The 25,019-nt window shown below is 33.9% G+C and carries 28 protein-coding genes; 16 read left to right on the forward strand and 12 right to left on the reverse strand.

The genetic code is table 11. The annotated features are described in order from the left end of the window. Positions 1 to 97: 97 nt before the first annotated feature. Entirely contained in the window at positions 98 to 1,864 is a 1,767-nt protein-coding gene (locus tag FGF67_RS14625) for an ABC transporter ATP-binding protein (RefSeq protein ID WP_139698507.1), read from the forward strand. A gap of 3 nt (positions 1,865 to 1,867) precedes the next feature. After that, positions 1,868 to 2,398: a DinB family protein gene (locus tag FGF67_RS14630; protein ID WP_139698508.1), complete on the forward strand. Its 531-nt coding sequence runs from the start codon at positions 1,868 to 1,870 to the stop codon at positions 2,396 to 2,398. On the opposite strand, the gene FGF67_RS14635 is transcribed toward FGF67_RS14630, so the two are convergent. Next, the gene (locus tag FGF67_RS14635) at positions 2,395 to 3,600 is read right to left on the reverse strand and encodes a multidrug effflux MFS transporter (RefSeq protein ID WP_139698509.1); all 1,206 of its coding nucleotides are present in this window, start codon (positions 3,598 to 3,600) and stop codon (positions 2,395 to 2,397) included. The genes FGF67_RS14630 and FGF67_RS14635 overlap by 4 nt on opposite strands. A gap of 125 nt (positions 3,601 to 3,725) precedes the next feature. Here FGF67_RS14635 and FGF67_RS14640 point away from each other — a divergent pair, with 125 nt between their 5' ends. From FGF67_RS14640 to FGF67_RS14650, 3 genes are all read left to right on the forward strand, one after another. Beyond that, positions 3,726 to 4,283: a Crp/Fnr family transcriptional regulator gene (locus FGF67_RS14640; protein ID WP_233244096.1), complete on the forward strand. Its 558-nt coding sequence runs from the start codon at positions 3,726 to 3,728 to the stop codon at positions 4,281 to 4,283. A 92-nt stretch (positions 4,284 to 4,375) separates the two neighbouring features. Further along, positions 4,376 to 4,729, forward strand: coding sequence for a nuclear transport factor 2 family protein (locus FGF67_RS14645; RefSeq protein WP_139698511.1), 354 nt, complete (start codon positions 4,376 to 4,378; stop codon positions 4,727 to 4,729). Between the two features lie 26 nt (positions 4,730 to 4,755). Next, positions 4,756 to 5,334 carry a YceI family protein gene (locus FGF67_RS14650; protein ID WP_139698512.1) on the forward strand — a complete coding sequence of 193 codons (579 nt, stop codon included), beginning with the start codon at positions 4,756 to 4,758 and terminating at the stop codon, positions 5,332 to 5,334. A gap of 58 nt (positions 5,335 to 5,392) precedes the next feature. Here the strand turns inward: FGF67_RS14650 and FGF67_RS14655 are convergent, their stop codons facing one another. The 3 genes from FGF67_RS14655 to FGF67_RS14665 are packed head-to-tail and all read right to left on the reverse strand — an operon-like array spanning position 5,393 to position 8,865. Then, positions 5,393 to 6,934: an acyl-CoA carboxylase subunit beta gene (locus tag FGF67_RS14655; RefSeq protein WP_139698513.1), complete on the reverse strand. Its 1,542-nt coding sequence runs from the start codon at positions 6,932 to 6,934 to the stop codon at positions 5,393 to 5,395. A gap of 2 nt (positions 6,935 to 6,936) precedes the next feature. Continuing rightward, complete coding sequence (gene accC, locus FGF67_RS14660) at positions 6,937 to 8,376, reverse strand: acetyl-CoA carboxylase biotin carboxylase subunit (RefSeq protein WP_139698514.1); 1,440 nt, start codon at positions 8,374 to 8,376, stop codon at positions 6,937 to 6,939. A 3-nt stretch (positions 8,377 to 8,379) separates the two neighbouring features. Beyond that, complete coding sequence (locus tag FGF67_RS14665; RefSeq protein WP_139698515.1) at positions 8,380 to 8,865, reverse strand: acetyl-CoA carboxylase biotin carboxyl carrier protein subunit; 486 nt, start codon at positions 8,863 to 8,865, stop codon at positions 8,380 to 8,382. Positions 8,866 to 9,149: 284 nt separating this feature from the next. Between FGF67_RS14665 and FGF67_RS14670 the strand changes: the two genes are divergently transcribed. From FGF67_RS14670 to FGF67_RS14685, 4 genes are all read left to right on the forward strand, one after another. Next, positions 9,150 to 9,734, forward strand: a complete 585-nt coding sequence (locus FGF67_RS14670) for a YceI family protein (RefSeq protein ID WP_139698516.1) — start codon at positions 9,150 to 9,152, stop codon at positions 9,732 to 9,734. Positions 9,735 to 9,781: 47 nt separating this feature from the next. Beyond that, on the forward strand, positions 9,782 to 11,035 hold the full coding sequence (locus tag FGF67_RS14675; protein ID WP_139698517.1) for a hypothetical protein: 1,254 nt from the start codon (positions 9,782 to 9,784) through the stop codon (positions 11,033 to 11,035). A 100-nt stretch (positions 11,036 to 11,135) separates the two neighbouring features. Further along, on the forward strand, positions 11,136 to 11,720 hold the full coding sequence (locus FGF67_RS14680) for a YceI family protein (protein ID WP_139698518.1): 585 nt from the start codon (positions 11,136 to 11,138) through the stop codon (positions 11,718 to 11,720). Between the two features lie 454 nt (positions 11,721 to 12,174). After that, positions 12,175 to 12,777 (forward strand): YceI family protein, encoded by a 603-nt coding sequence (locus FGF67_RS14685; protein ID WP_139698519.1) that lies wholly within the window; start codon positions 12,175 to 12,177, stop codon positions 12,775 to 12,777. A gap of 72 nt (positions 12,778 to 12,849) precedes the next feature. Here the strand turns inward: FGF67_RS14685 and FGF67_RS14690 are convergent, their stop codons facing one another. Both FGF67_RS14690 and FGF67_RS14695 read right to left on the reverse strand, forming a co-directional pair. Then, positions 12,850 to 13,410, reverse strand: a complete 561-nt coding sequence (locus tag FGF67_RS14690) for an NUDIX hydrolase (RefSeq protein ID WP_139698520.1) — start codon at positions 13,408 to 13,410, stop codon at positions 12,850 to 12,852. 60 nt (positions 13,411 to 13,470) lie between these two features. Next, on the reverse strand, positions 13,471 to 14,559 hold the full coding sequence (locus FGF67_RS14695) for a M42 family metallopeptidase (RefSeq protein ID WP_139698521.1): 1,089 nt from the start codon (positions 14,557 to 14,559) through the stop codon (positions 13,471 to 13,473). Between the two features lie 103 nt (positions 14,560 to 14,662). On the opposite strand from FGF67_RS14695, the gene FGF67_RS14700 reads away from it, so the two are divergent. The 4 genes from FGF67_RS14700 to FGF67_RS14715 all read left to right on the forward strand — a co-directional run bounded on the left by FGF67_RS14700 (position 14,663) and on the right by FGF67_RS14715 (position 17,558). Beyond that, positions 14,663 to 15,337, forward strand: coding sequence for a DUF4294 domain-containing protein (locus FGF67_RS14700; protein ID WP_139698522.1), 675 nt, complete (start codon positions 14,663 to 14,665; stop codon positions 15,335 to 15,337). Between the two features lie 2 nt (positions 15,338 to 15,339). Further along, positions 15,340 to 15,969, forward strand: coding sequence for a PAQR family membrane homeostasis protein TrhA (gene trhA, locus FGF67_RS14705; RefSeq protein WP_139698523.1), 630 nt, complete (start codon positions 15,340 to 15,342; stop codon positions 15,967 to 15,969). Further along, on the forward strand, positions 15,956 to 16,459 hold the full coding sequence (locus FGF67_RS14710) for a GNAT family N-acetyltransferase (RefSeq protein WP_139698524.1): 504 nt from the start codon (positions 15,956 to 15,958) through the stop codon (positions 16,457 to 16,459). The genes trhA and FGF67_RS14710 overlap by 14 nt, the downstream gene beginning before the upstream one ends. A gap of 85 nt (positions 16,460 to 16,544) precedes the next feature. Next, the gene (locus tag FGF67_RS14715) at positions 16,545 to 17,558 is read left to right on the forward strand and encodes an SMP-30/gluconolactonase/LRE family protein (protein ID WP_199240698.1); all 1,014 of its coding nucleotides are present in this window, start codon (positions 16,545 to 16,547) and stop codon (positions 17,556 to 17,558) included. A 10-nt stretch (positions 17,559 to 17,568) separates the two neighbouring features. Here the strand turns inward: FGF67_RS14715 and FGF67_RS14720 are convergent, their stop codons facing one another. Genes FGF67_RS14720 through FGF67_RS14730 form a run of 3 tightly spaced genes read right to left on the reverse strand, consistent with a single transcriptional unit; the run spans position 17,569 to position 19,461 of the window. Beyond that, positions 17,569 to 17,997, reverse strand: coding sequence for a DUF4268 domain-containing protein (locus tag FGF67_RS14720; RefSeq protein WP_139698525.1), 429 nt, complete (start codon positions 17,995 to 17,997; stop codon positions 17,569 to 17,571). 4 nt (positions 17,998 to 18,001) lie between these two features. Further along, positions 18,002 to 18,676 (reverse strand): ZIP family metal transporter, encoded by a 675-nt coding sequence (locus tag FGF67_RS14725; RefSeq protein WP_139698526.1) that lies wholly within the window; start codon positions 18,674 to 18,676, stop codon positions 18,002 to 18,004. A 53-nt stretch (positions 18,677 to 18,729) separates the two neighbouring features. After that, positions 18,730 to 19,461, reverse strand: coding sequence for a class I SAM-dependent methyltransferase (locus FGF67_RS14730; RefSeq protein WP_139698527.1), 732 nt, complete (start codon positions 19,459 to 19,461; stop codon positions 18,730 to 18,732). Between the two features lie 261 nt (positions 19,462 to 19,722). Here FGF67_RS14730 and FGF67_RS14735 point away from each other — a divergent pair, with 261 nt between their 5' ends. Beyond that, complete coding sequence (locus tag FGF67_RS14735) at positions 19,723 to 20,880, forward strand: THUMP domain-containing class I SAM-dependent RNA methyltransferase (RefSeq protein ID WP_139698528.1); 1,158 nt, start codon at positions 19,723 to 19,725, stop codon at positions 20,878 to 20,880. A 238-nt stretch (positions 20,881 to 21,118) separates the two neighbouring features. On the opposite strand, the gene FGF67_RS14740 is transcribed toward FGF67_RS14735, so the two are convergent. Genes FGF67_RS14740 through rlmD form a run of 3 tightly spaced genes read right to left on the reverse strand, consistent with a single transcriptional unit; the run spans position 21,119 to position 23,879 of the window. After that, positions 21,119 to 21,883: a DUF6048 family protein gene (locus FGF67_RS14740; RefSeq protein WP_139698529.1), complete on the reverse strand. Its 765-nt coding sequence runs from the start codon at positions 21,881 to 21,883 to the stop codon at positions 21,119 to 21,121. Further along, positions 21,849 to 22,427, reverse strand: coding sequence for a DUF6452 family protein (locus tag FGF67_RS14745; RefSeq protein WP_139698530.1), 579 nt, complete (start codon positions 22,425 to 22,427; stop codon positions 21,849 to 21,851). Before FGF67_RS14745 ends, FGF67_RS14740 begins: the two co-directional genes overlap by 35 nt. A gap of 39 nt (positions 22,428 to 22,466) precedes the next feature. Next, positions 22,467 to 23,879 (reverse strand): 23S rRNA (uracil(1939)-C(5))-methyltransferase RlmD, encoded by a 1,413-nt coding sequence (gene rlmD / locus FGF67_RS14750; RefSeq protein ID WP_139698531.1) that lies wholly within the window; start codon positions 23,877 to 23,879, stop codon positions 22,467 to 22,469. A 133-nt stretch (positions 23,880 to 24,012) separates the two neighbouring features. Between rlmD and FGF67_RS14755 the strand changes: the two genes are divergently transcribed. Next, on the forward strand, positions 24,013 to 24,573 hold the full coding sequence (locus FGF67_RS14755; protein WP_139698532.1) for an RNA polymerase sigma factor: 561 nt from the start codon (positions 24,013 to 24,015) through the stop codon (positions 24,571 to 24,573). After that, a complete protein-coding gene (locus FGF67_RS14760; protein ID WP_139698533.1) occupies positions 24,563 to 24,949 on the forward strand; it encodes a DUF6768 family protein in 387 nt (128 codons plus the stop codon). The genes FGF67_RS14755 and FGF67_RS14760 overlap by 11 nt, the downstream gene beginning before the upstream one ends. The last annotated feature ends 70 nt before the right edge of the window (positions 24,950 to 25,019 follow it).

Here is a 25,019-nt window from a genome sequence, read left to right on the forward strand (position 1 = left end):
ACTAAAAAAACCACTCAAAATGAGTGGTTTTTTTATGTCCTAAATTTTAAGAAATGAATTATGAAAGTTTACTTTTGTTAGCTCGACGATTAAGCGTATGAAACATCTAGCAGAACCTTCCAAGAATAAATCAAAATCAAAAGTTACTATAGCGCAGGCTTTTCAAACCATTATTTGGCCTCGGCGAAATTTGGTGTTTATAGGGCTAATTTTAATTGTAATACGCAGTTTGTCGGGTTTAATATTGCCTTGGCAAAGCAAAGTGCTTTTAGATGATGTAGTGCCTAGTCAGGATACGTCAAAGCTATATGGTTTAATTGCTATTGTAATAACAGCAATATTCGTTCAGGCAGTAACTTCTTTTGCGTTAACAAGAATTCTTAGTGTACAAGCACAATACCTCATTAGTGAACTCAGAGCACAGGTACAACGAAAAGTACTGTCGTTACCAATCAGTTTTTTCGACAACACAAAGTCAGGCGCGTTGGTTTCAAGAATTATGAGTGATGTGGAAGGGGTACGGAATTTAATAGGAACGGGTTTGGTGCAATTGGTAGGTGGTTCTTTTACCGCCATTGTTTCACTAATTATTCTTATAAAACTAAATGCGTGGATGACCCTGTTTGTTTTTATTCCGTTGTCTATTTTTGGTTATATCGCTTTAAAAGCCTTTAAATACATCAGACCTGTTTTTAGGAGACGCGGAAAGATAAATGCCGAAGTTAAGGGTCGATTGACAGAAACCTTAGCTGGAGTTCGTGTAATTAAGGCGTTTAATGCAGAAGAGCAAGAAAATAAAACGTTTGAGATTGGTGTAGATAAGCTCTTTAAAAATGTAAAAAAGAGTTTAACGGCTACAGCATTAATGACAAGCTCATCTACGTTCCTTATTGGAGTGGCCACTACTGGTATTATGGGAATTGGCGGGTATTATATGATACAAAGTGAAATGACAACAGGAGATTTTCTCTTCTTTACTTTAGTACTTGGTTTTATGATAGCACCTATCGTACAAATGAGTAATATTGGTAGTCAATTAACCGAAGCACTGGCTGGTTTAGATAGAACAGAGGAACTAATGAACATGACAGCAGAAGAAGATAATGAAGAACGAACTATTCAGCTAGATAATTTAAAAGGCGATATTGTTTTTAACGATGTGTCCTTTGCCTATGAAGAAAATAAGGAGGTCTTGCATAGCATCAATTTTAAAGCGCCGGCAGGTTCTGTAACGGCATTGGTGGGGAGTTCGGGGTCAGGAAAATCTACCATTGCTGGCTTGTCTGCTACATTTTTAAATCCTAAATCTGGTAAAATTACTATAGATGATAAAGATCTTTCAAAAGTAAAATTAAGTAGTTATAGGCAATATCTTGGTGTGGTATTGCAGGACGAATTTTTGTTTGAAGGAACTATTAGAGAGAATATCATGTTTCCAAGACCAGAAGCTTCTGAAGAAGAATTACAAAATGCAGTAAAAGCGGCTTATGTTGATGAATTTACAAGTAGGTTTGAAGAGGGACTTGAAACGTTAATAGGGGAGCGGGGCGTGAAGCTATCTGGAGGTCAACGACAACGTTTGGCCATTGCTCGAGCCATTTTGGCTAACCCAAAAATTATTATCTTAGATGAGGCTACTTCAAATTTAGATACAGAGAGTGAAGCTTTAATTCAAAAGAGTTTAAATGAATTGGTGAAAAATAGAACCACTATTGTTATAGCTCATAGATTAAGTACCATTAGAAAAGCAGACCAGATTCTTGTCATTGAATCGGGAAGAATTGTAGAACGTGGCACACACGATGACCTTATAAATCAAAAAGGAAGGTATTTCGATTTATATACCTACCAAGCTAAAATTTAAATTATGAAAGTATCAGACTTAAATAGTTCAGAATATAATTCATATTATCAAGGGTATATAGAAAGTGTATCTGCAGAACGTTCGCTAATAGATAATTTTAAGGTCTCTGGTGAAGGTGTTCTGTATTTTTTTAAACGTATTCCAGAAAGCAAATGGAATTTTAAATACCATGTAGATAAATGGAGTGTAAAAGAAGTGTTTCAGCATATTATTGATACTGAGCGGGTATTTATTTACCGTTGTTTTAGGATAGCTCGGCATGATAATACACCCCTAGCTGGTTTTAATCAAGATGATTATATAGCACCATCAAAAGCCAATGAAAAGTCTATGGAACAATTACTTGAAGAATATGAAGCGGTTAGAAAAAATTCAATAGTATGCTTACAGAGTATTAATGAGACAGATTTAAAATTTGTTGGGTATGCTAGTGGTGCTATTATGTCGGCTAGAGCCGCTGCTTTTATTATTTTGGGGCACGAAGCGCATCATCTAAATGTATTAAAATCAAAATACCAAATAGATTGGCATTAGTTGTAAATCAATTTTGGTTTTTGTTTTAAGATTGTAAAAACGAGTAGAGATAATACACCAAACATGGAGAACCCTATAAACATAGGTAACACAGAATCAACAATATATTTGCCAATAAAATTAGCAATAGGCACGGCCATTACGGTAGATACAAACCCGTTAATTGCAGCTCCTATACCAGCAATATGACCCAGTGGTTCTAGGGCTAGAGCTCTTAAATTTCCAAAGAGAAAACCAACGGCAAAGAATTGTAAAGCAAAAAATCCTACAAGAATATAAATACTAGGGTTAGTTCCAGACCAAAATAAGATAAGATACAATAGCGATATTACAGCATAAGCGATGGTAGACGCAAACGCAATACGCCACATACCAAATTTTTCTACCAATTGACTATTCATAAAAGTAGCTAAGCCTATAGAAATGGCTAAACTGGCAAATATATACGGGAACATATCGGCCAAATCATATTGGTCTTGAAATATCTGCTGTGCCGTACTTAGGTACACCATAAACGAACCCGTAATAAAACCTGATATTATAGTAAAAGCAACAGCTTCTTTGTATTTAAAAAACTCTTTAACGCCATCAATAAAAAGGTGTGATGAGAATGGAATACGTCTCTTTTTAGGAAGAGTTTCAGGTTGTCTAAGCCAAAACCAAAGCATGACGATGATACCAAAAATAAGGTTGACATAGAAAATAGATTGCCAATTAAATAAAGTCATTAAAAGTTTTCCCAGTGTTGGGGCAATTACAGGAACCAGAATGAAAAACATAACTACAATAGAAACAATTTTAGCCATATAATCACCGCTGAATGAATCGCGGATTATGGAAAGGGCAATACTTCTAGGAGATGATAAACCTATCCCTTGCAGTAAGCGCCCTAAAATCATCATGTCGAAATTTTTAGTGGTTACACATAGTATACTTCCAATAATGAAAATAATAAATCCTACATAAACCATGGGTTTTCTGCCAAAACTGTCTGATAACGGTCCAAGAACAAGTTGCCCAAGGCCTAAACCAAGAAAAATCATGGTAATGAGTTGTTGATTATCGGCGTTGTTGGTGATATTCAGATGTTGACTAATTTCAGGAATAGCAGGTAATAGAGCATCTATTGATAAGGCTACAATAGACATAAGGGATGCCATGAGAGCTACAAATTCAAATCTAAAATGTGGTTTTTGTTCCATGGCGCAAAAATAATTGAATATGCAGGTATATAAACTATCTTTCTATTGATTAACAAAATTTTATTATCATTAAATTTGATACCTCTTAATACATATACATGAAAATACAACCGTTGTTAGACTATATGTCGAAATACATTTCATTAACTGACCATGAAGTGACCCTTTTAAAATCTAAGCTTGTTTACCGAAAATATTTGAAAGGTCAATTTATTTTACAACAAGGTGATGTATGTAAGTATGCTTGTTTTGTGGTTTCAGGGTGTACAAAAACGTTTCATGTAGACGAACAAGGGTTAGAGCACATTATTATGTTTTCTATTGAAGATTGGTGGACGTCAGATATGGGAAGTTTTATTACCCAAACACCAGCTGATTTTAATGTACAATGTTTAGAAAACACAGAACTTATTATGTTCTCTTACGATACGATAGAGGAATTATATCGTCAAATTCCAAAATTAGAACGGTTTTTCAGGCAAATTATAGAACGGGCTTTTGTGGCATCACAAAAAAGAATTATAAGAAGTTTTAGCCTGTCGGCAAAAGAACGCTTCTTGTATTTCAGGAATCAATACCCGAAAATAGAGCAGCGTATCCCACAGTATATGATTGCCTCATACCTTGGTATTACTAAAGAGTTTCTCAGTAAAATAAAAAGTCAGCTCATCATTGAACAGTAATGTTAAACTAGTTTAACATGATTTGATAAACTATATTATTTTATACTTTCCACTTCTTTCTGAACTTTGTATCATAGTTATAAGTTATAGTTATGAATACTTTAATAGAAAAAATTAGTGATATAAATGACTTAATTCTTCAAGGAAAAGCTCTTGAAGCTTTTGAAACTTATTATGATGAAGAGGTAGTCATGCAAGAAAATGATAATCCTGAGTTTGTAGGAAAAGCATTAAACAGAAAACGAGAAGAAGCATTTTTTGCAGCTATAACTGAATTTAGAGAAGCCAGACCACTCAAAGTAACTGTAGGAGAAAATATCACTATGGTAGAGTGGTATTATGATTATACCCACAAAGATTGGGGTGTAAAGAAATATAATCAAGTGGCTGTTCAAGAATGGAAGGATGGAAAAATAATCAAAGAAAAATTTTATTACGGATCATAAATTAAATATTTAAAACAAGAAACATTATGAAAAGAGGAATTAAAACAATTGCCATTTTAACATTAGTAACGGTGTTTGCTATGTCTTTTTCAGCTATAGAGCGTATTGAAAAGCCAGTAAAAGTTGATGAAAGTAAAGTGGTTTGGAAAGGATATAAAGTAACAGGATCTCATGAGGGAACCATTACTTTAAAAGACGCAAAACTTATATTGGATGATGATAAATTAACAGGCGGAGAGTTTGTTATTGATATGACATCTATCAGTGTAACCGATTTAGAAGGTGAATACCAAGGTAAATTAGAAGGGCATTTAAAGTCTGATGACTTTTTCGGTGTAGAGAAATTTCCAACAGCTAAATTAGTGTTTACCAACGTGAAACCTTCAGGAAAAAATGCTTATGCGGTTACAGGAGATTTAACAATTAAAGGAAAAACAAATCCTGTAGATTTTACAATTTCAATTTACGGAAGTAAAGCAACGGCAAACCTGAAAATTGATAGATCTAAATTTGATGTACGCTATGGTTCAACCAGCTTCTTTGATAATTTGAAAGACAAAGCAATTTACGATGAATTTGATATTATTGCAGATTTAGAGTTTTAATTAGAATTGTTTAATAGTTAAGAAAGGCGCTCAAAATGAGTGTCTTTTTTAGTTTACATCACAACGGAATATTACCATGTTTACGTTTTGGTCTATCTATTTTTTTGTGCTCTAACATGGCGAATGCCTTTAATAATTTACGCCGGGTGTTTTTGGGTAAAATAACTTCATCTATAAATCCGCGTTTGGCAGCGGCGTATGGGTTAGCAAATAAATTGGCATATTCCTGTTCTTTTTTTTCTAGTGTTTCGGCAGGATTATCCGCTTCAGCAATCTCGCGTTTAAAAATAATTTCACTAGCACCTTTAGCTCCCATAACCGCAATTTCGGCACCAGGCCAAGCAAAATTCATATCAGCACCAATATGTTTGGAATTCATAACATCATAAGCCCCTCCATAAGCCTTTCTCGTAATAACCGTTACTCTTGGTACGGTAGCTTCACTGAGTGCATATAAAAGTTTGGCGCCATGCACAATAATGCCGTTCCATTCTTGATCTGTTCCAGGTAAAAAACCAGGTACATCAACTAAAACCAAAAGCGGAATATTAAAACAATCACAAAATCTAGTAAATCTTGCGGCCTTTCTGGAACTTTTAACGCCTAAAACCCCTGCAAAAGACATAGGCTGGTTGGCTACAATACCAATACTTCTTCCACCAAGACGCGCAAAGCCAACAATGATACTCTCTGCGTAATCTTTATGAATTTCATAAAACGAATCTTTGTCTATAATACCCGAAATCACCTCATGCATGTCATAAGGTTTGTTTGGATTATCTGGAACTATGGTTGATAACTCGTCTCTTATTTCATCTTGTAAATCATAATTAAGTGATTGTGGGGTTTGGGTGTTGTTTTGAGGCAGGTAACTTAATAAGGTTTTAATATCTTCTAAACAAGCTACATCATTTAAAGACGTTTTATGTGCTACCCCAGATTTTGAGGCATGTGTTTGAGCACCACCTAATTCTTCACTAGAAACTTCTTCATTGGTTACTGTTTTTACAACGTTAGGACCAGTTACAAACATATAACTAGTGTTTTCAACCATGATAGTAAAATCGGTCATTGCAGGTGAATAAACAGCGCCACCAGCACAAGGTCCCATGATGGCTGAAATTTGAGGAACAACCCCTGAAGCTTGAACGTTTCGGTAAAAAATATCGGCATACCCTCCAAGAGAACGCACGCCTTCTTGAATACGAGCACCACCGGAATCATTAAGTCCAATGATTGGCGCCCCCACTTTAACAGCCATATCCATTATTTTACAAATTTTTTCGGCATGCGTTTCAGATAAAGCGCCACCAAATACCGTGAAATCTTGCGCATAGATATAGACTAGTCTACCATCAATGGTACCATAGCCAGTAACGACACCATCTCCATAAATAATTTGGTCTTTCATGCCAAAATCTGTGGTTCTGTGGGTAACTAAGGCGCCAATTTCTTCAAAAGATCCTTCATCCAGCAAATAATCAACACGTTCTCTAGCGGTTAATTTTTTCTTTTCGTGTTGTTTATCAATACGTTTTTGGCCACCACCCAATTGCGCAAGGGCGAGCTTTTCATTTAGCTTTTCAATTTTTGAATCCATACTTAATGAGGTAGTCTTAATTGTTTTTGATCTGTTAAATACTGCTTCAAGGCTATCATTGCCGCAATTTTAGCTTCGTGTTCTGTATGCACTTTTAAGGCCTCAGGTGTGTAATACTGTTTTACAAAATGCGTGTCAAAATTACCAGAACGAAAAGCATCGTGCTCACATACAAATTTCCCAAATGGGAGTGTCGTTTCAACACCCTTTACATGATAATTATTAATGGCTTTTATCATCAGTTGAATGGCTTCTTCTCGCGAGGCTCCATAAGTTATCAGTTTAGATAACATCGGGTCATAATAGATGGGTACATCCATGCCTTCTTCAAAACCATCATCTACTCTTATACCACTACCAGTAGGAATTTTATAGGTTTCTAGATGGCCAACACTCGGTAAAAAATCATTCAAAGGATCTTCGGCATAAACGCGTAATTCTAAAGCGTGTCCCTTTATTTTTAAGTCGTCTTGTTTTATTTGCAAGGCTTCACCACGAGCAACTTTTATTTGTAATTCTACTAAGTCTAAACCGGTAATAAGTTCTGTTACCGGGTGTTCTACCTGTAAACGGGTGTTCATTTCTAGGAAGTAGAAATTATGGTCGGCATCCAATAAAAACTCTACCGTTCCTGCACCTATATAATGGCATGACTGCGCTACTTTTATGGCGGCATCTCCCATTTTTTGTCTTAATTCGGGACTCAACACTGATGAAGGAGCCTCTTCAATAACCTTTTGGTGTCTGCGTTGTATACTGCATTCGCGTTCAAAAAAATGCAACGTATTGCCATGACCATCAGCCATGATTTGAATTTCAATATGCCTTGGAGAACTCACGTATTTTTCAATAAACACAGAGCCGTCACCAAAAGCAGAAGTCGCTTCGCTAATAGCACGCTGCATTTGCGATTCTAAGTCTGCTTCTTTTTCAACAATGCGCATGCCTTTACCACCACCACCCGCTGAAGCTTTTATAAGAATAGGAAATCCAATATTTTGAGCTATGATTTTAGCTTTTTTTACATCGGAAATAGCTTCGTCTATTCCAGGAACCATAGGAATGTTATAGGTTTTTACAGCTTCTTTAGCAGCCAGTTTACTGCCCATAATTTTTATGGCTTCTGACTGCGGACCAATGAAAGTGATGTTATGCGCTTCACAAAGTTCTGCAAAAGCAGCATTCTCACTTAAAAATCCATAACCAGGATGAATGGCATCAACTTGTAATTTTTGAGCCACTTCAATAATTTTGTCGCTTTTCAAATAAGATTGACTAGAAGGTGGTTCACCAATGCAAATAGCTTCATCTGCAAATTTTACGTGAGGCGCATTTCTGTCTGCTTTTGAAAAGACGCCCACTGTTCTAATTCCCATTTTCTTTGCCGTTTTCATAATCCGTAAAGCTATTTCTCCTCGGTTGGCAACTAGAATTTTTTTCATAATTTATTCAAATTCAATCAACAATTGATTTTTTTCAACAGCATTTCCAATTTCAACAGTGACTGATTTAATCACACCACTTCTCGGGGAGGCAATTACATTCTCCATCTTCATGGCTTCCAGTATGAGAAGCGAATCATTTTCATTAACCACTTGACCTACCGAGACCTTAATATCAAGTATTAATCCTGGCATGGGCGCTTTTATAGTGTTAATTTGTTTATTATGACTAGACGAGAATCCCATATTATCAATCAACTCATCGAGTTTGTTTTTAATACGCACTTCATACACATTGTTATCAACTTTTACATGATAGCATTTCTTGTCGAAATCAGATTTTAAAATTTCAGTTTGAAAGGATTTGTACTCATGCAAAATGTGATATTGGTTTTTAGATACTTTAAGTGGGTCTAAAGTTTTTAAGTTATTTTTTGAGAGTTCATACTCAAAAACGTCATTAACTTTTACCTTAAATAGGTGATTCATAGCATGTGAAAATTGTTCATTAAATATACATATTTAATGAGGCAAATCAAAAATGTACAGGCATAATTTATAATCGTACTAATGCTCTATTGATGTTGTTTTATGATAGAATTTATAGGACAGTGGTAATCAATTTATATGTTGTAATTATTTTAGTGTTTTTGTGAAATTCGCATTATAAGTTGATTTAATTATGGTTTATGTAATATTTATATGATTTAAATCATAAAATGTTATTGTAAAACATTTGAAATTTGCATTATAAATTATTAAGAATAGTTATAATGGAATTACAAAGGAAATTAAGTAAATACGTTTTTGTTTATATTGTTACGGCTGTTTTATCAGTTAATTTAATTCAAGCACAAGCATTAAAATTAGTTGATGAAAGCTCTTCTTTAAAAGTTTTAGGTACCTCAAGTTTACATGATTGGGAAGTAGAGGCGGAAGAACAAAAAGGAACCATCACGTTAGCAAATGCTGAAGCAGGTGAAATAGGAAGCTTAGCTATTGAAGTGGTTGCAGAGAGTTTAAAAAGCGGAAAATCTTCAATGGACAAAAACACCTATAAGGCTTTAAAAACTAAAGAGTTTAAATCAATATATTTTAATTTGGTTGAGGTTAAGAATGTTGTTTCAAAGGGAAATGGTGTTTTTTCCGTTCAAACTGTAGGTGATTTAACCATTGCTGGAGCAAAAAAACAAATTCCTTTAAATTTTACAATGTCAGTTGTTGGTAATAAAGTGAAACTTGAAGGAGAAACGAAATTTAAAATGACAGAATTTAAAATAGACCCTCCAAAAGCCCTATTAGGAACAATAACAACGGGAGATGATGTAACTATTAAGTTTGTTACCAATTTTAATTAAAACATTAAAAATTAAATAAATAAAAACCACTTAAAACAATTAATATTATGAAAAACAAGTTAAAAATAGTAATGTTGCTAGTAGCTGTGCTAGTAGGATTCAATACTTTTGCACAGAATAGAAATTTAGATAATTACAGGCAGCCAGACAAAAATGGTGTAAATGTATTTGAAGCGCCAAAAGATTCTGTGTCTACATTCGAAAAAGTAAAAGTAAGAATTGGAGGTGCATCTACGTTACAATTTCAAGCATTAAGCCATAAAAACTCAGGAGCTGAACCTTTAATTGGGTTGGGATCTAACTTTAATTTGGCTACGGCTAATCTGGATCTTGATGTGGCACTTGCTGATGGTGTTAGAATGCATTTAAGAACTTATTTGTCATCTCGTCACCACCCAGAACCTTATGTAAAAGGTGGGTATTTTCAAATTGATAAATTAGATTTTATAAGTGAAGGACTTTTGTCAGATTTAATGAAATATACTACTATTAAAGTAGGGCATATGGAAAATAACTATGGAGATGCACACTTTAGACGTTCAGATAATGCGCAAACTATTTACAATCCGTTTGTTGGGAATTTAATTATGGATGCGTTTACCACAGAAGTTGGTGCTGAGGTATATTATCAAAGAAGTGGCTTTATAGGTATGGTTGGTTTTTCTAATGGTAAATTAAATCAATCTGTAGTAGAAGGTGCTAATGGCAAATCTGGAGGCGCATCATTCTTAGCAAAATTAGGATATGATAATCAATTAAATGATGATCTTAGATTAAGAATAACAGGTTCTATTTACAATACAGGGTATGTTCCAAGGTTGTATTTATACAGTGCTGATAGAACAGGTTCTAGATACTATCATGTGATGGAACCAGTAAGTGCCGATGGAAAAGATAATTTCAGGTCAGGACGTTTTGCTCCTAACTTAGGCAACAGTGTTACTGCAATCATGTTTAATCCGTTTGTGAAATTTAAAGGGTTAGAGTTTTTTGGAACATATGAAAATGCAAAAGGTTCAAGAGACGCGGTTACCACCCAATACGCAGGTGAATTGTTATACCGATTTGGAAGCAGTGAAAATTTTTATATCGGAGCGCGATATAACAAAGTAAATTCAGAAGAAACTTATGGTGATATTAGTATAGATAGAACACAGTTTGGTGCTGGTTGGTTTATGACTAAAAATATTTTGATGAAAGCAGAATATGTTATTCAAAACTATAATGATTTTCCAGTAGGGAATGCATTAGAAGAAGGTAAATTTGATGGATTAATGGTAGAGGCTGCCATTAGTTTCTAATAGCCTCAATACATATAAAAGGGCCTCTTTTATAAGGATAATAGTAGATTCTTATAACGGAGGCTTTTTTTAGTTTATAATTTAGTAAATTTTAAAAGGTATGAAACGGGTATTGGTTTTAGTTGTTTTATTAATCAGTTTTGGTTTTACTAAAAAGCCTGTTAATGTAAAGCGAATGACTGTTGAAATAGCCCCTGAAAGTGTTTTGTTTGTACACGGAATGACTAATGTTAAAGGTTTTAAATGTGAGTACAAAATAGATCAATTAAAAAGCCCAATAGACATTCAGTACTACCATAAAAATGGTAAAATTAAATTAAATAATACCTCTTTGGTATTAAATAATGTGAGTTTTGATTGTGGAGGCAAAGCAATAAATAAAGACTTTGTTCAATTACTCAAAACAGATGACTACCCACAAATTAAATTAACCCTTAAAGAAATTCATGAAATCCAAAATAAAAACGGAGTTAATGTTTTAGTAGATATTGAAATGGCAGGAAAAACAAATGCTTATGTAATACCTGTGTCTATAAAAAATGACGGTGAATTATTAATTAGTGGAGATTTAGATTTGGGACTTAATGATTTTGGTATTATTCCTCCAACAAAATTCTTAGGCCTTGTTCATGTTGATGACATTGTAGAAATTGGCTTTAAATTATACCTTAAAGAAGTCAGATAAGTTCATCGCTTCAAAACATTTAGTTTTTTATTACATTGTATTCTGGCAGCCAAAATGAATGCGGCTCTTAACTTGTGTTGCTTCAGTATCATGTTTGTTAGTTTGTTTTCATTTTAGAGTTTATCATTTTAATTTCCTCTATTTTATTTATGTAAAGACTGTTTATAAATGATTGCGTTAGCTTATAAAACGTATTCATCTGAAATAATGCTATTAATAAGGCGCATAATTTTAATTAAAATTATGCGCCTTATTGTATTTAAATAAACACGTATAAGATACCCGAAAATTTATGAAACTTATTTGTGAATATGAGTACGGTTTGATGATATGATAAAATACAGTAAAAAAAACGTCATAAATTATCATATTATTATAAAATACATGATTTTAATCATAAATCAATAATATTAATGTCTTTAAATTTGTGATATAAATTTAACCATATAACGTCATGAATACACAAAGAAATATTTTAAAAAGACTTATTGTTTGCTTCACTATTTTAGGTTTTACAAGTAATGTTTTGCAGGCTCAGATTCTGAAATTAGAAAATACAGAATCTTCATTAACTGTTTTCGGCTCGTCCAATGTGCATGGTTGGAAAGTTCAAGCAGAAACTAAAAACGGATCAATCAAGTTCAACGATATAGAAACCTGTCAAATTGAACATTTATCTTTTGCAGTGCTTACTAAAAGCTTAAAGGGGCCCAAAGCAGCTATGACCAAAACAGCTACGGAAACGCTAAAGGCAGACAAGCACAAAATTATTTTATTTACACTAGTTGAAGTTAAGAACATTACTAATAAAGGGAATGGTGTTTTTGAATTGCAGACGGTTGGTGATTTAATGATTGCTGGAACTAAAAAAACGGTGCCTTTAAATTTTGATGTCACAATTATTAATGATAAGGTAAAGCTAACAGGTAAAACACAACTAAAAATGACAGAATTTAACTTAACTCCTCCACAAGTTATGATGGGGGCTATTAAAGCTAAAGATGATATTGTGCTGAGGTTTGAAACAAGTTTTGTAACTGAGGCTAACTACATATAGCTAAAACGAATGAGTAACTAGAGAACCTTTTTGTATACAAATTACAGTTTGTTACAAAGAGGTTCTTTGTTATTATGTTGATTCTAATTGCTCTTTAATCTTATTTACAACGAGTTTATAGTACTCTTTATTAGATGGGACAAAATGATTCCCATTATTACCAATCGTTTCAATAAGGTGTTCAACCTCTGAAATAGATACTAACTTTAAAGCTTCCACTTCTGCTTCTTGAGGTGTTAGGTATGATAGCGGGAGGTTTAATTCAGCTATAAACGTATTATGAAACTCGTTGTCTACAATACCCGAATCATAAGACTGAAAACATTCAAAAACCCCTATCTTTTTTAGGTCAGATTCCGTGAGCGTCAAACCAATTTCTTCAGAAGTTTCTCTCAGGCCTGCCTGTTCGGCCGTTTCACCAGCGTCTATATGCCCAGCCACAGATACATCCCACATTAAAGGACAAATTGTCTTTTTTGCTGAACGTTGCGCCAACAAAATGTTACCTGCTTTGGTATATAACCAAATATGTGTGGTGTGATGATACAAACCTTTTTGATGGATAATAGACTTCAATTCAGACGCACCAATTAGTGTACCTTCTTTATTCGCTATGTCAATATATTCCTCCATAAAAACCATTGAAATAAAAAAGCCTCAGCAAAGAGGCTTTTTCTGTGTTAATCCTTGTATTTAATCAAAATAACTGAAGGTTTCACCATCCTTTATTTTAAGAATTGTTTCATATATTAATTTAATGACGTTTTCTACATCATCTCTATGTACCATTTCTACCGTTGTATGCATATAACGTAATGGTAGTGAAATAAGGGCAGAAGCTACACCGCCATTGCTGTATGCAAAGGCATCGGTATCTGTACCCGTTGCACGAGATAGGGCAGAGCGTTGAAAAGGAATATTTTTTTCTTCGGCTGTTTCTGTAATTAAGTCGCGCAACTTTTGTTGTACTGCTGGTGCATAAGCTACCACGGGGCCTTTACCTATTTCTAAATGCCCTTCTTTCTTTTGTTCAATCATCGGGGTGGTGGTATCATGCGTAACATCAGTAATAATGGCCGCATTTGGCTTAATGCGGTGCGCAATCATTTCGGCGCCTCGCAAACCTATTTCTTCTTGCACAGCATTGGTAATATATAAACCAAAAGGTAACGTTTTGTTATTTTCTTTTAATAATCTGGCTACTTCGGCTACCATAAATCCGCCCATTCTATTGTCTAAAGCTCTACAAACAAATTTATCTTTATTCAGAATGTGAAATTCATCAGGGTAGGTAATAACACAGCCAACATGAACCCCTAAAGCTTCTACTTCTTCCTTTGAAGTACATCCGCAGTCAATAAAAATATTGTCTGGTTTAGGCGCTTCTTCATTAGACTTATTTCTGGTATGAATGGCAGGCCAGCCAAACACCCCTTTTATAATACCATTTTTAGTATGAATATTTACAATTTTGCTTGGTGCTATTTGGTGATCACTACCGCCGTTTCTAATCACATAAATATGGCCGCTATCTGAAATGTAATTTACATACCAAGAAATTTCATCAGCATGTCCTTCAATAACTACTTTGTATTTAGCTTCAGGATTTATTACTCCTACAGCAGTCCCGTATGTGTCTGTAATAAACTCATCAACATAAGGTTTAAGGTAGTCCATCCATAGTTTTTGCCCTGTCCATTCATATCCTGTTGGAGCTGCATTATTTAAATATTTCTCTAAAAAGTTCAGCGACTTATCATTAAGAATGCTCTTGTTTGCCATGTATAAAAGTTTTGTACTAAAATAATAATATAAATAGAAAAAGAATGTTTTAAACTTTGTAAATTCTTAATTTTGGCATGTTTAATGTCCTATGGTTTTATAGATGAACTATTTACAATATATAGCACTTTTATTTCCTTGTTTTCTCCTCTCACAGGTTAAAGAAACGGTGCAAGATAGTACATCTATTGAATATTTGATTATTGAAGGTGATTCTATTCCAAGACGTGCTATTGATCTAGATGAGGTTATGTTATTGCACAAGTTAGAATTTGGAAATAGGGAAGAGCGTATACGATACTTAATTTTACGAAGAAAAACCCTAAAGGTGTATCCTTATGCTAAAATGGCTGCGGAACGGTTAGACTCTATGAACTCCCATTTAGCTACACTTAAAAAGAACCGACAAAAAAAACGGTATACTAGGAAAATTCAAAAGTATATAGAAGGAGAGTTTTCTGATGAACTGAAAAAACTAACACGCACAGAGGGGCAAATACTGGTGAAATTAATTCACAGACAAACAGGTACAACCGCTTTTGATTTGGTGAAAGAATTACGTAGCGGATGGCGCGCCTTTTGGTACAATACCACAGCAAATATGTTTAAAATTTCACTAAAGCGTGAATTTGACCCTGTTAATGTAAAAGAAGATTACCTCATTGAAGATATTTTGCAACGTAGTTTTCAAAGCGGATTGTTAGAGCGACAAAAACCAGCTATTGAGTTCGATTTTTACGATTTAACTGATAAGTGGATTTACAATAAAAAATCATAAACATGCGTGTGCAAACACCTTATGAGGAAAAGCTAAATACGTGGACTCATGTCTTTGGTGTTTTTTTCGGTATTATAGCCTTAATATTACTCATGCTTAAAGCTTCTCTTAAAACAGATTTAAGCCTGTTTAGTGTTGTTGTTTATGGTATTTCTATCGTGGTTTTATTTACGGCTTCAACCCTTTATCATGCGGTACATAATCTGCGACTCAAGCATTATTTTAGAATAGTCGATCATATAAGTATCTATTTTTTAATAGCTGGAACGTATACGCCCGTTTTACTTGTTAGTTTGATTGATTCAAAAGGCTGGTTATTATTTTGGGTAGTGTGGGGAATTGCCGCTTTTGGTGTGGTATTAAAATTGTTTTTTACTGGTAAGTTTGAGTTGTTTTCTACCCTGTTATATTTATTCATGGGATGGCTTATAGTTTTTGATTTTTCAAATTTATCGGGTGTTATAGGGAGTCAAGGGATTTTATTATTGTTCGCTGGAGGTTTGGCATATACAGTAGGTATTATTTTCTATGCCATTCAGCGCATACCATATAATCATGTGATTTGGCACGTTTTTGTACTTGCAGGAGCTGTATTTCATTTTTTTATGATTTATTGTTATGTGTTATCTTAAGGTTGCTATTGTTCAGGCAAAAACACAATCAGATTGCAATCAAATAGCGCAATTAGCCAGTACTATTTGGAAAGCGCATTACATTCCCATTATAGGAAAACTACAAGTAGAATATATGCTCCATAAGTTTCAGTCTTCTGAAGCTATTATGCATCAGATAGAAAACCAGATGGAATACTTCATGCTAAAGTATGAAAACAATCTTGTTGGTTATATGGCTATTAAACCAGAAAAGCACACCTTATTTTTAAGTAAAATCTATGTTTTAAAGGATTTTCAAGGAATGAATATAGGAAAAGCTGCCATACATTTCGTTGAAGTGAAAGCAAGGGCTTACAAGCTGAATAGTATCAGATTAACAGTAAATATACATAACAAAAATGCTATAGCGGCTTATGAGAAACTAGGATTTAAAAATACAGCATCCTGTGTTACCGATATTGGGAACGGATTTATTATGGACGATTATGAGATGAAGAAACGCTTATAAGGTAAAATTTTATTATTCAAAGATAACTTCTCATGTGTGTTAGCGATTGTATTCGTATACTTTTGAAACAGCAATACAAGTCACCATGAAATCAAAGTTTCTTTCCATTTTAGTTTGTTTCTTTACTTTATTTGTAAAAGCACAAGAGTTACCACACCCCGCTAAGTTATTTGCTAATTTACCCGATTTTTGTCCAACGCCCGATGCTTTTGATATAGCACCCGATGGTAGTTTGATAGTCTCCTGTCCTAATTTTTCAGATAAACATCAAAATGGTGTTTTAATTAAAATTACAAAGTCTGGTGTCATTTTAAAATTAGCAGATGTTCCCGTATTAAAGGAAAGCGGTAAGGCGCAACCTATGGGTATTGCGTTTGACGAAGAAGGTGTATTGTACGTATGTGATAACCAAAGTAAAGGGCGTTTGTTACGTATGGAATTTGATGGTGATACACTTCAAAAAACAGATGTTGTGGCTTATAATTTTACGTCTATAAACGGAATTAGATATTACAATGGAGCACTTTATGTTACCCAAACCAAATTGCCTAAGTTTAAAACAAAACATATGACTAGCGGTGTGTATCGTTTTAAAACCACAGATAGACATATTAAGATACATAATGATAGTACCGATGCTAACTTAATATATACCGAGCAAACAGAAAACCCCAATAGGCAAGCTGGTTTAGATGGTTTGGTGTTTGATGATGCGGGACATTTAATAGTTGGTAATCTGGGAGATGCTAGATTGACAAAATTGGTTTTAAATGCGCAAGGAACTGTTGTTGAAAAAAAATTATTTGCACAATTACCACTTAATACGGCACCCGATGGTATTAATAAAGATAAAAAAGGGAATGTGTATGTAGCAGGGTTTGCTCAGAATCAAATTTTTAAGATAGATGCTCAAAAGAACATTTCTTTGTTGGCGCAGTATCCAGATAATGATGGAGCAGATGGCGGTATTGATCAGCCAGCAGATTTAATTGTTTATGAAGATAAATTAGTGATTTCAAATTTTGATTTGATGGTTGCAAAAGGGATGGTGAATAAAAAGCACAGTAAACCTTATACCTTATCGTTTATACCTCTTTAAAAGACTAAACTCATCCTTCAATAATGTCTTTGTATTCTTCAAAAAAAGATTCAAACCGACTCATAGTGTGATTGAAGAATTCCATAACATCGCGCCAAGTGTTTTTATTATGAACAGATACTTTTTGTTCTAAAGGCACATAAATTCTTGAAATTTCTTTGTGATTTTCTAAAATATATGCCTCTTCATAATGCGCTTCGGGTAAATAGTGCTCTTGAAGAATAGATTGTAACGCTACTAATTTCTCCCAGTGTTTTATACGGTATTCTAAATCGTCTTCAAGGTCTAGCGCTACTAAAGCTTTTTTGGTATCAAAATGAAATTTAAAACTAAGTCCTTTTAGTTTGGTATCATATAAAATCCATTTTCTCGGAAAAGATTTGCCAAAGCTAGTCCAAAACTCTTGTCGTAATAATCGCGATTCTTCTTTGCTAAACATAAAATTAAATCAAATAGGCAATACCAACACCTAAAATAATGGCTATAAATTTTGAAAGGTTAAACTTGTGGCCTTCACCACTTTCAAATAAAATGGTTGTTGAAATATGCAGAAAAATACCAATAACTAAGGCATTAATGCTATGAGCAAAATGAATATCGAAATTAGCCGTATTTGATATGTACGTGCCTAACGGTGTCATACCTGCAAAGACAATTAAAAAGGCAGCGATTTGCGTTTTACTAAAATTTGACTGAAACAAAAACATAGTAATTAAAGTAGCAATAGGTACTTTATGCACTAAAACACCATATACCATGTCATTATGCTGATGAATGGGGAATCCTTCTAAAAAGCTATGAATACATAAACTAATAAATAATAACCAAGGGAAAGCGGTTTCATGCTTATGGATATGCACATGCCCGTGCTCGGCACCTTTTGAAAACAATTCAAGGACTATTTGCAGTAAAATGCCACTCATAATAAACAAGCCTGTAAGCTTCGTGTCTAAATGTTCATAGACTTCTGGCAGCAATTCAAAAAGGGTAAGTGCTAATAAAAAAGCACCGCTAAAAGAGAGGAGCAGTTTAGTATTCCAACTTTTTTTATTTTTGGATAATTTAGCAATAATAACGCCTATAATAACCGCGTAAATAGGAAACAAATATTTATTCATCAATACTAATCTATGCTCTAAATGTATAAAACAATATTCGGCTTTTTTTGGGGTTATTTAAAAATCATCACTAATCGTTCAGAGGTTTTCGGGCTATATTTTCGCAATTTATAATCTCCAAAAACATCCAATAAATACACACCAGCAGCCTCAAAAAGGGCTTCAAAATCTTGTAGAGAAAAGGCTCTTACACGTTCTTGAAAATGATATAGTTTTTCATTTGTTGTAAAGGTAATATCTTTTATAATATAGCCATCTTCAACATATCTCTTTAGATTAAACGTAATATCATTAACTGTTTTTGTTTCTTCAGGCACTAAATGATTAATTACAAACGGACTATTCATAAAATCAATTACACCAAATCCGTTGGCATTTAAATTAGCCTTTATGGCTTTTATGGTTTTCAAGTTATTGGCGTCATCTTCAAAATACCCAAAACTGGTAAACAAATTAAATACGGCATCAAAGGGTTTATGATAAGGTTTACACATATTATGCACATCAAAATGTAATCTGTGATTTTCAAACTGTTTGGCATAACGAATACTGTTTTCACTCAAATCAACGCCTGTTACATCATACCCTATTTTGTTTAAATAGCGGGCATGACGTCCTTTACCACAAGCCAAATCTAAAATGGTTCCATGTTCTGGAATATTCAAATAATCGGTAAGCGTATCCATAAACGCCCGGGCTTCGGTGTCATCTCTGTCTTTATATAAAATGTGATAAAATGGCGTGTCAAACCAAGAAGTAAACCAATTTGTTGTATTGTTTGTCATATGTTATTTATAGGGTTACCTAGTGTTTTTAAGTAACACTAGGTCTGGCTTTTCACTATATCTTTTTTGTGTACTAGCATAAGAATTCGTTTTACCTTAATAAAATAAGGAAAGTGTCTATTTTAATAAAAACACCTGAAATACACAAAAAAGGATGCCGTTTCAATCCTTAACCCGAATTATCAATAATCTTTACGTTTGCCGCAAAATTACATTATTTTTGCAACCTATCAGGATGTAAAAGTCTATCAGACGAAAAAAATGGCAGAAAATTTCAACATGGTAGCCAAAACCTTATTTGGCTTTGAAGATTTATTGGAAAAAGAATTGGTTCAATTAGGTGCTCAAAATGTACAGAAAGGCGTGCGTAATGTCTCTTTTGTGGGTGATAAGGGGTTTATGTATAAAGCCAATTTAGGGTTGCGCACAGCCATAAAAATCTTAAAACCTATTCGTAGTTTTAATGTAAGAAATGAAAAGGATTTGTATGATAAAATTTATGACATGAATTGGTCTGAGTATTTAAAGCCAACAGGGTCTTTAGCTATTGATGCTACTATACACTCTGATTTGTTTTCTCATTCCCTTTTTATCGCTCAAAAAACCAAGGATGCCATTGTAGATAAGTTTAGAGATACAGTTGGGCAGCGCCCAAATGTAGATTTAAAGTTTCCTGATTTGAAAATCAATGTACATGTTGATAGAAGAAAATGCACCATTTCCTTAGATTCATCAGGTGATTCCTTACACAAAAGGGGCTATAAAACGGCGACTAATATTGCTCCTATAAATGAAGTATTGGCAGCAGGCTTAATTATGCTTTCTGGGTGGGACGGGCAATGTGATTTTATGGATCCTATGTGTGGTTCTGGTACCATGCTTATTGAAGCCGCTATGATTGCTTGCAATATTCCTCCAAATCTAATGCGAAAAGAATTTGCCTTTGAGCGCTGGCAAGATTGGGATGTTGATTTATTTGAAAAAATAGAAGAAAGTTTATTAAAAAAGACGCGAGATTTTCATTATAAAATTGTGGGCTATGATAAAGCGCCTAGTGCGGTGTTTAAAGCTAAAGACAATGTAAAAAATGCTCAATTAGAAGATTTTGTTGAGGTAAAGCATGAAGATTTCTTTAAAACCCAAAAAGGTGGTGAAGGTAAATTGCATATGGTGTTTAATCCACCCTACGGAGAGCGCTTAAATATTGATATGCAGGCTTTTTATAAAAATATAGGTGATACATTAAAACAAAATTATCCAGGAACAGAAGCTTGGTTTATCACATCAAACCTTGATGCTTTAAAATATGTTGGTTTGCGTCCTTCTAGAAAAATTCAACTATACAATGCCAAGCTGGAATCACGTTTTGTAAAATACGTTATGTATGAAGGTAGTAAGAAAGGAAAGTATATGAAATAAAGAATGACCTATCATGTGCTTACTGTAAGATAGTCAATGCTTTATGAGAAGTCCTGACACCGCTCAAATGCACTAGCATCTGAATGGTTATTACGTCCAATTCACGTTTTTTTAGTTTTTTCACAACTACTCACACTTAATTTCTATGTTCTGAAGTTACTAAAATTGTGCTGTCTATCCATTTCGTTTATTGAAAAAGAAAAGCGAAATAAAAGATACGGTACGGTTATGAAGGGTATTATTGCTTTTTATCCGTTTTTTGATATAGTGGAATTCTGTATGATAAGGTATAGCTATATCCAACCCCAATAGAACTGCCATCATAATTTTTATTGAAACCAGGAATATATAAATTAGCAAAATTACCCGGGTCTTTTTCGTTAACCAAAAACTTAAGTTGCACATTTAAGCCCATAAAGAAATTGGTAAATAACTCGGCCTTTATACCTAACATTAATTCTGCCCAGAACGCTGTTAAGTCTTTAAACTCTATTTTTTCGGTTAGGGTAAGCTGCGGTGACCAATATTGATTGGTTGTATAAATAGAGGCACTATTTAAATCATGACTAAAGGTGCTGGCGCCAACTCTAAATCCCGCAAAAATCATATTATCCATGTCGAGCCAGTTTTCATACATATTGTAGTCGATTCCCGCTTTTAAGTAGCTTCCAGACGTTGTAATATCAAGATAATCTGTGATGGTATTGCGTTCTTCAGTACCTAATTCAGCAGCTATATACAAGTCTTTTTTTAACCTAAAATCACCAAGAATTTCAAAACCTGTATAATCATCATCAATTGATGATCTTATAATTTTACCGATATCAACCCCTAACCGAAGTCCGTATTTTAGCTTAACTTCTGAAGCGTCATTGCTTTTAGAAGGGATCGCTTCATCATTTACAGTTGGTATACTATCGTTTTGAGCTAGGGAGTTAAAGCTCAAAACAAGTGTGATTACCAGTATACTAATGCGTAATATTGAAGTGTGTTTGAAAATCATCTTCTACAGATTGGTTGTCTGATAAAGGAATACTAGACAACATCCAGTTATCTTCATCAGGTTCAATAGTTAGGGTTACGTTTTTATATATAGTTTTATAGCCACAAGCTCTTGATACGTAAACTTCTTCACGGCTAAATCCCATTGATATTGTATCGGCATTGCCATCAATAAAATCATCAGAAGGATCATTAGGTGTGCCGTTGTCATTTATAAAAGCATCTTTAATAAGAACGAACTTTGTAGCATTCTCGGTTGTTTTAAGCGGTAAGCGTATCTCATCGGTCTGACTTAAAAAATTGTAGTCCTCGAGTATCTTATCGGTATCTGCTGGCATCGGATTCGTGTAAAAATCGGAGCCAATAGCCACCAACTTAAACACATTTTTTTTATTGTCACCGTTTTGTGCATCATATAAGTCTATAACCAGCCTTGGTGTTGTGGGGGTGCCTGCAGGGCAGATGTCATCAGGTTCACAAGCTAATGAGATAGCCACGGCGGCCAGAAGCAATAAAGGAATAAATACTAATTTATAATACTTCATACGTTGTTTGCAATAATACGTTATCCAGACTAAATTTATTTATCGACGCTCTAAAAGTACAACATTTTCTACATGAAATGTTTGTGGAAACATATCAACAGCCTGTGTTTTTGTAACTTTATAATGGCTGTCCATCAAAGCTAAATCTCTAGCTTGTGTAGCACTGTTGCAGCTTACATAAACTACTTTTTTAGGCGCAATGTTTAGAATTTGTTGTACCACATCTTTATGCATTCCATCTCTTGGCGGATCTGTGATAATGACATCAGGAACACCATGGGTTTTTATAAAAGCATCATTGAATACATTTTTCATGTCACCAACAAAAAATTCAACGTTATGAATCGCATTTAATTGTGCATTTTCTTTAGCTGCAGTAATAGCATCAGGCACAGATTCCACTCCTATCACTTTACTGGCTTGTTTTGCTACAAACTGTGCAATAGTTCCTGTTCCTGTGTATAAATCGTAAACCAATTCTTTACCTGTTAAATTAGCAAAATTTCGGGTTATTTTATAAAGCTCATAGGCCTGTTCTGAATTAGTTTGATAGAAAGATTTGGCATTTATCTTAAACTTTAAACCTTCCATTTCTTCAAAAATATGGTCATTGCCTTTGTAGCAAATAACGTCTTGATCATAAATGGTATCATTTGCTTTTCCATTAATAACGTATTGTAAAGAGGTTACTTCAGGGAAGGTATCATCAATATAATTCAATAAAAGTTCACGCTTTTCTTTATTGTCCTTAAAAAACTGGATCATAACCATAACATCACCCGTAGTTGATGTTCTAATCATCATGGTACGCAATAAACCAGTTTGGTTTCTGGTATTGAAAAAATCTAAACCGTGATCAATAGCAAAGGCTTTAACACCGTTTCTTATGGTGTTAGATGGGTCTGCCTGCAGATAACATGTTTTTACATCTAGTATCTTGTCCCACATTCCCGGAATATGAAACCCTAAAGCATTTTTATCACTCAAATCTTGGTCTGATTGAATTTCATCAAGCGTTAACCAACGGCTATCACTAAATGAAAATTCCATTTTGTTTCTATAAAAGTACTGATTTTTAGAACCAAGAATAGGGGTTACTTCAGGCAGTTCAATATGGCCAATACGAGTTAAGTTATTGGTAACTTCTTTTTGTTTATAGAAAAGTTGATGCTCATAGGCCATATTTTGCCATTTACATCCGCCACAAGTTCCGAAATGCGAACAAACAGGTTCCGTGCGTTTTTCAGAACGTTTGTGAAATAGGGTGGCTTTACCTTCATAATACGCTTTACGCTTTTTAAACGTTTGTACATCAACAATATCGCCGGGAACAGCATTTGGTAAAAAGATCACTTTTCCGTCAGGAGCCTTAGCCACAGTTTTGCCCTTGGCACCTGCATCAATGACTTCTATATGCTCAAAAATTTGCTTTCTTGATTTTTTTCTAGACATGCTGCAAAAATAATAATAGCCACTAATAAAAGTACTTTTATTTCTGTTAACTTTAATAGATTTTAATTTTAATCAAAATATAATGAACCTTTTTAAAGACTTAGCGTCTATAGTATAAAGAGTGGTAACATCAATGCGGAAAAAACAGCAGTTAGTTGATAAACAATTAATTATAGAGTATCAGTCGGGACATGTAAAAGCATTACCTGTTTTGGTAAAGCGCTGGCATAAAACATTCTGCGAAAAAGCGTATTGGATTACAAAAGATGCTGATGTAGCAAAAGATATTGCTCAAGAAAGTTGGACCACTATTATTACAAAATTGCCCCATTTAAAAAAGGCAGAAAGTTTTGGTAGCTGGGCCTTGCGAATCGTTTACACAAAGTCGTTAGATTTTATAAATGAAACGCAAAGAATTAATAAGAATAAGGAAGTTTTTAAGGTTTCAGAAAAAACAAAATTATTAGAAGATCAAGAAGTTGATTTAATACTAAAACAAAGGCTTATACATGTAATAAATGAGTTACCAGAAACACAGCAAGCTGTTATAAAATTGTTTTACGTTCAAGAGTATTCAATTAAAGAGATAGGTGATATTTTAAATGTATCTGTAGGAACCGTAAAATCTAGGTTGTTTACCGCAAGAGAAAAATTAAAGGAGGTATTAATAAAAAACAAGAATTATGAAAACTAAAATGGAAGATATTGACAAACTTATTAAAGAGACGCTAACCAAGGAGGAAGCTAAATTTTATGATGAATTAGATGAACAAACCTTTTTTCAGATGATTTTGGGGGTATTTAAAGGGAAAAATTCTTGGATAGTATTTCTCATGAATATTGTGAATATAATCATCTTTGGGTTGCTTATATACTGTGTTATTCAAACCATGGATGTTGAAAACACTAATGATTTAATTCTATGGGTTGGTGCTGTAATCATCTGTTTTTTAACCATGAGTATGATTAAATTATACATTTGGATGCAAATTCATAAAAATGCGGTTATTAGAGAAATTAAGCGTTTAGAGCTACAGGTATCTTCATTATCAAGCAAGATCAACTCATAAAGATTTTTTGAAGCAAATTTTAATTAGTAATTTGCACGCTCTAAGGATGATTTCTCTCCTACGCTGAATT

This window comes from Allotamlana fucoidanivorans, assembly GCF_006265225.1.
GTDB classification, from domain to species: domain Bacteria; phylum Bacteroidota; class Bacteroidia; order Flavobacteriales; family Flavobacteriaceae; genus Allotamlana; species Allotamlana fucoidanivorans.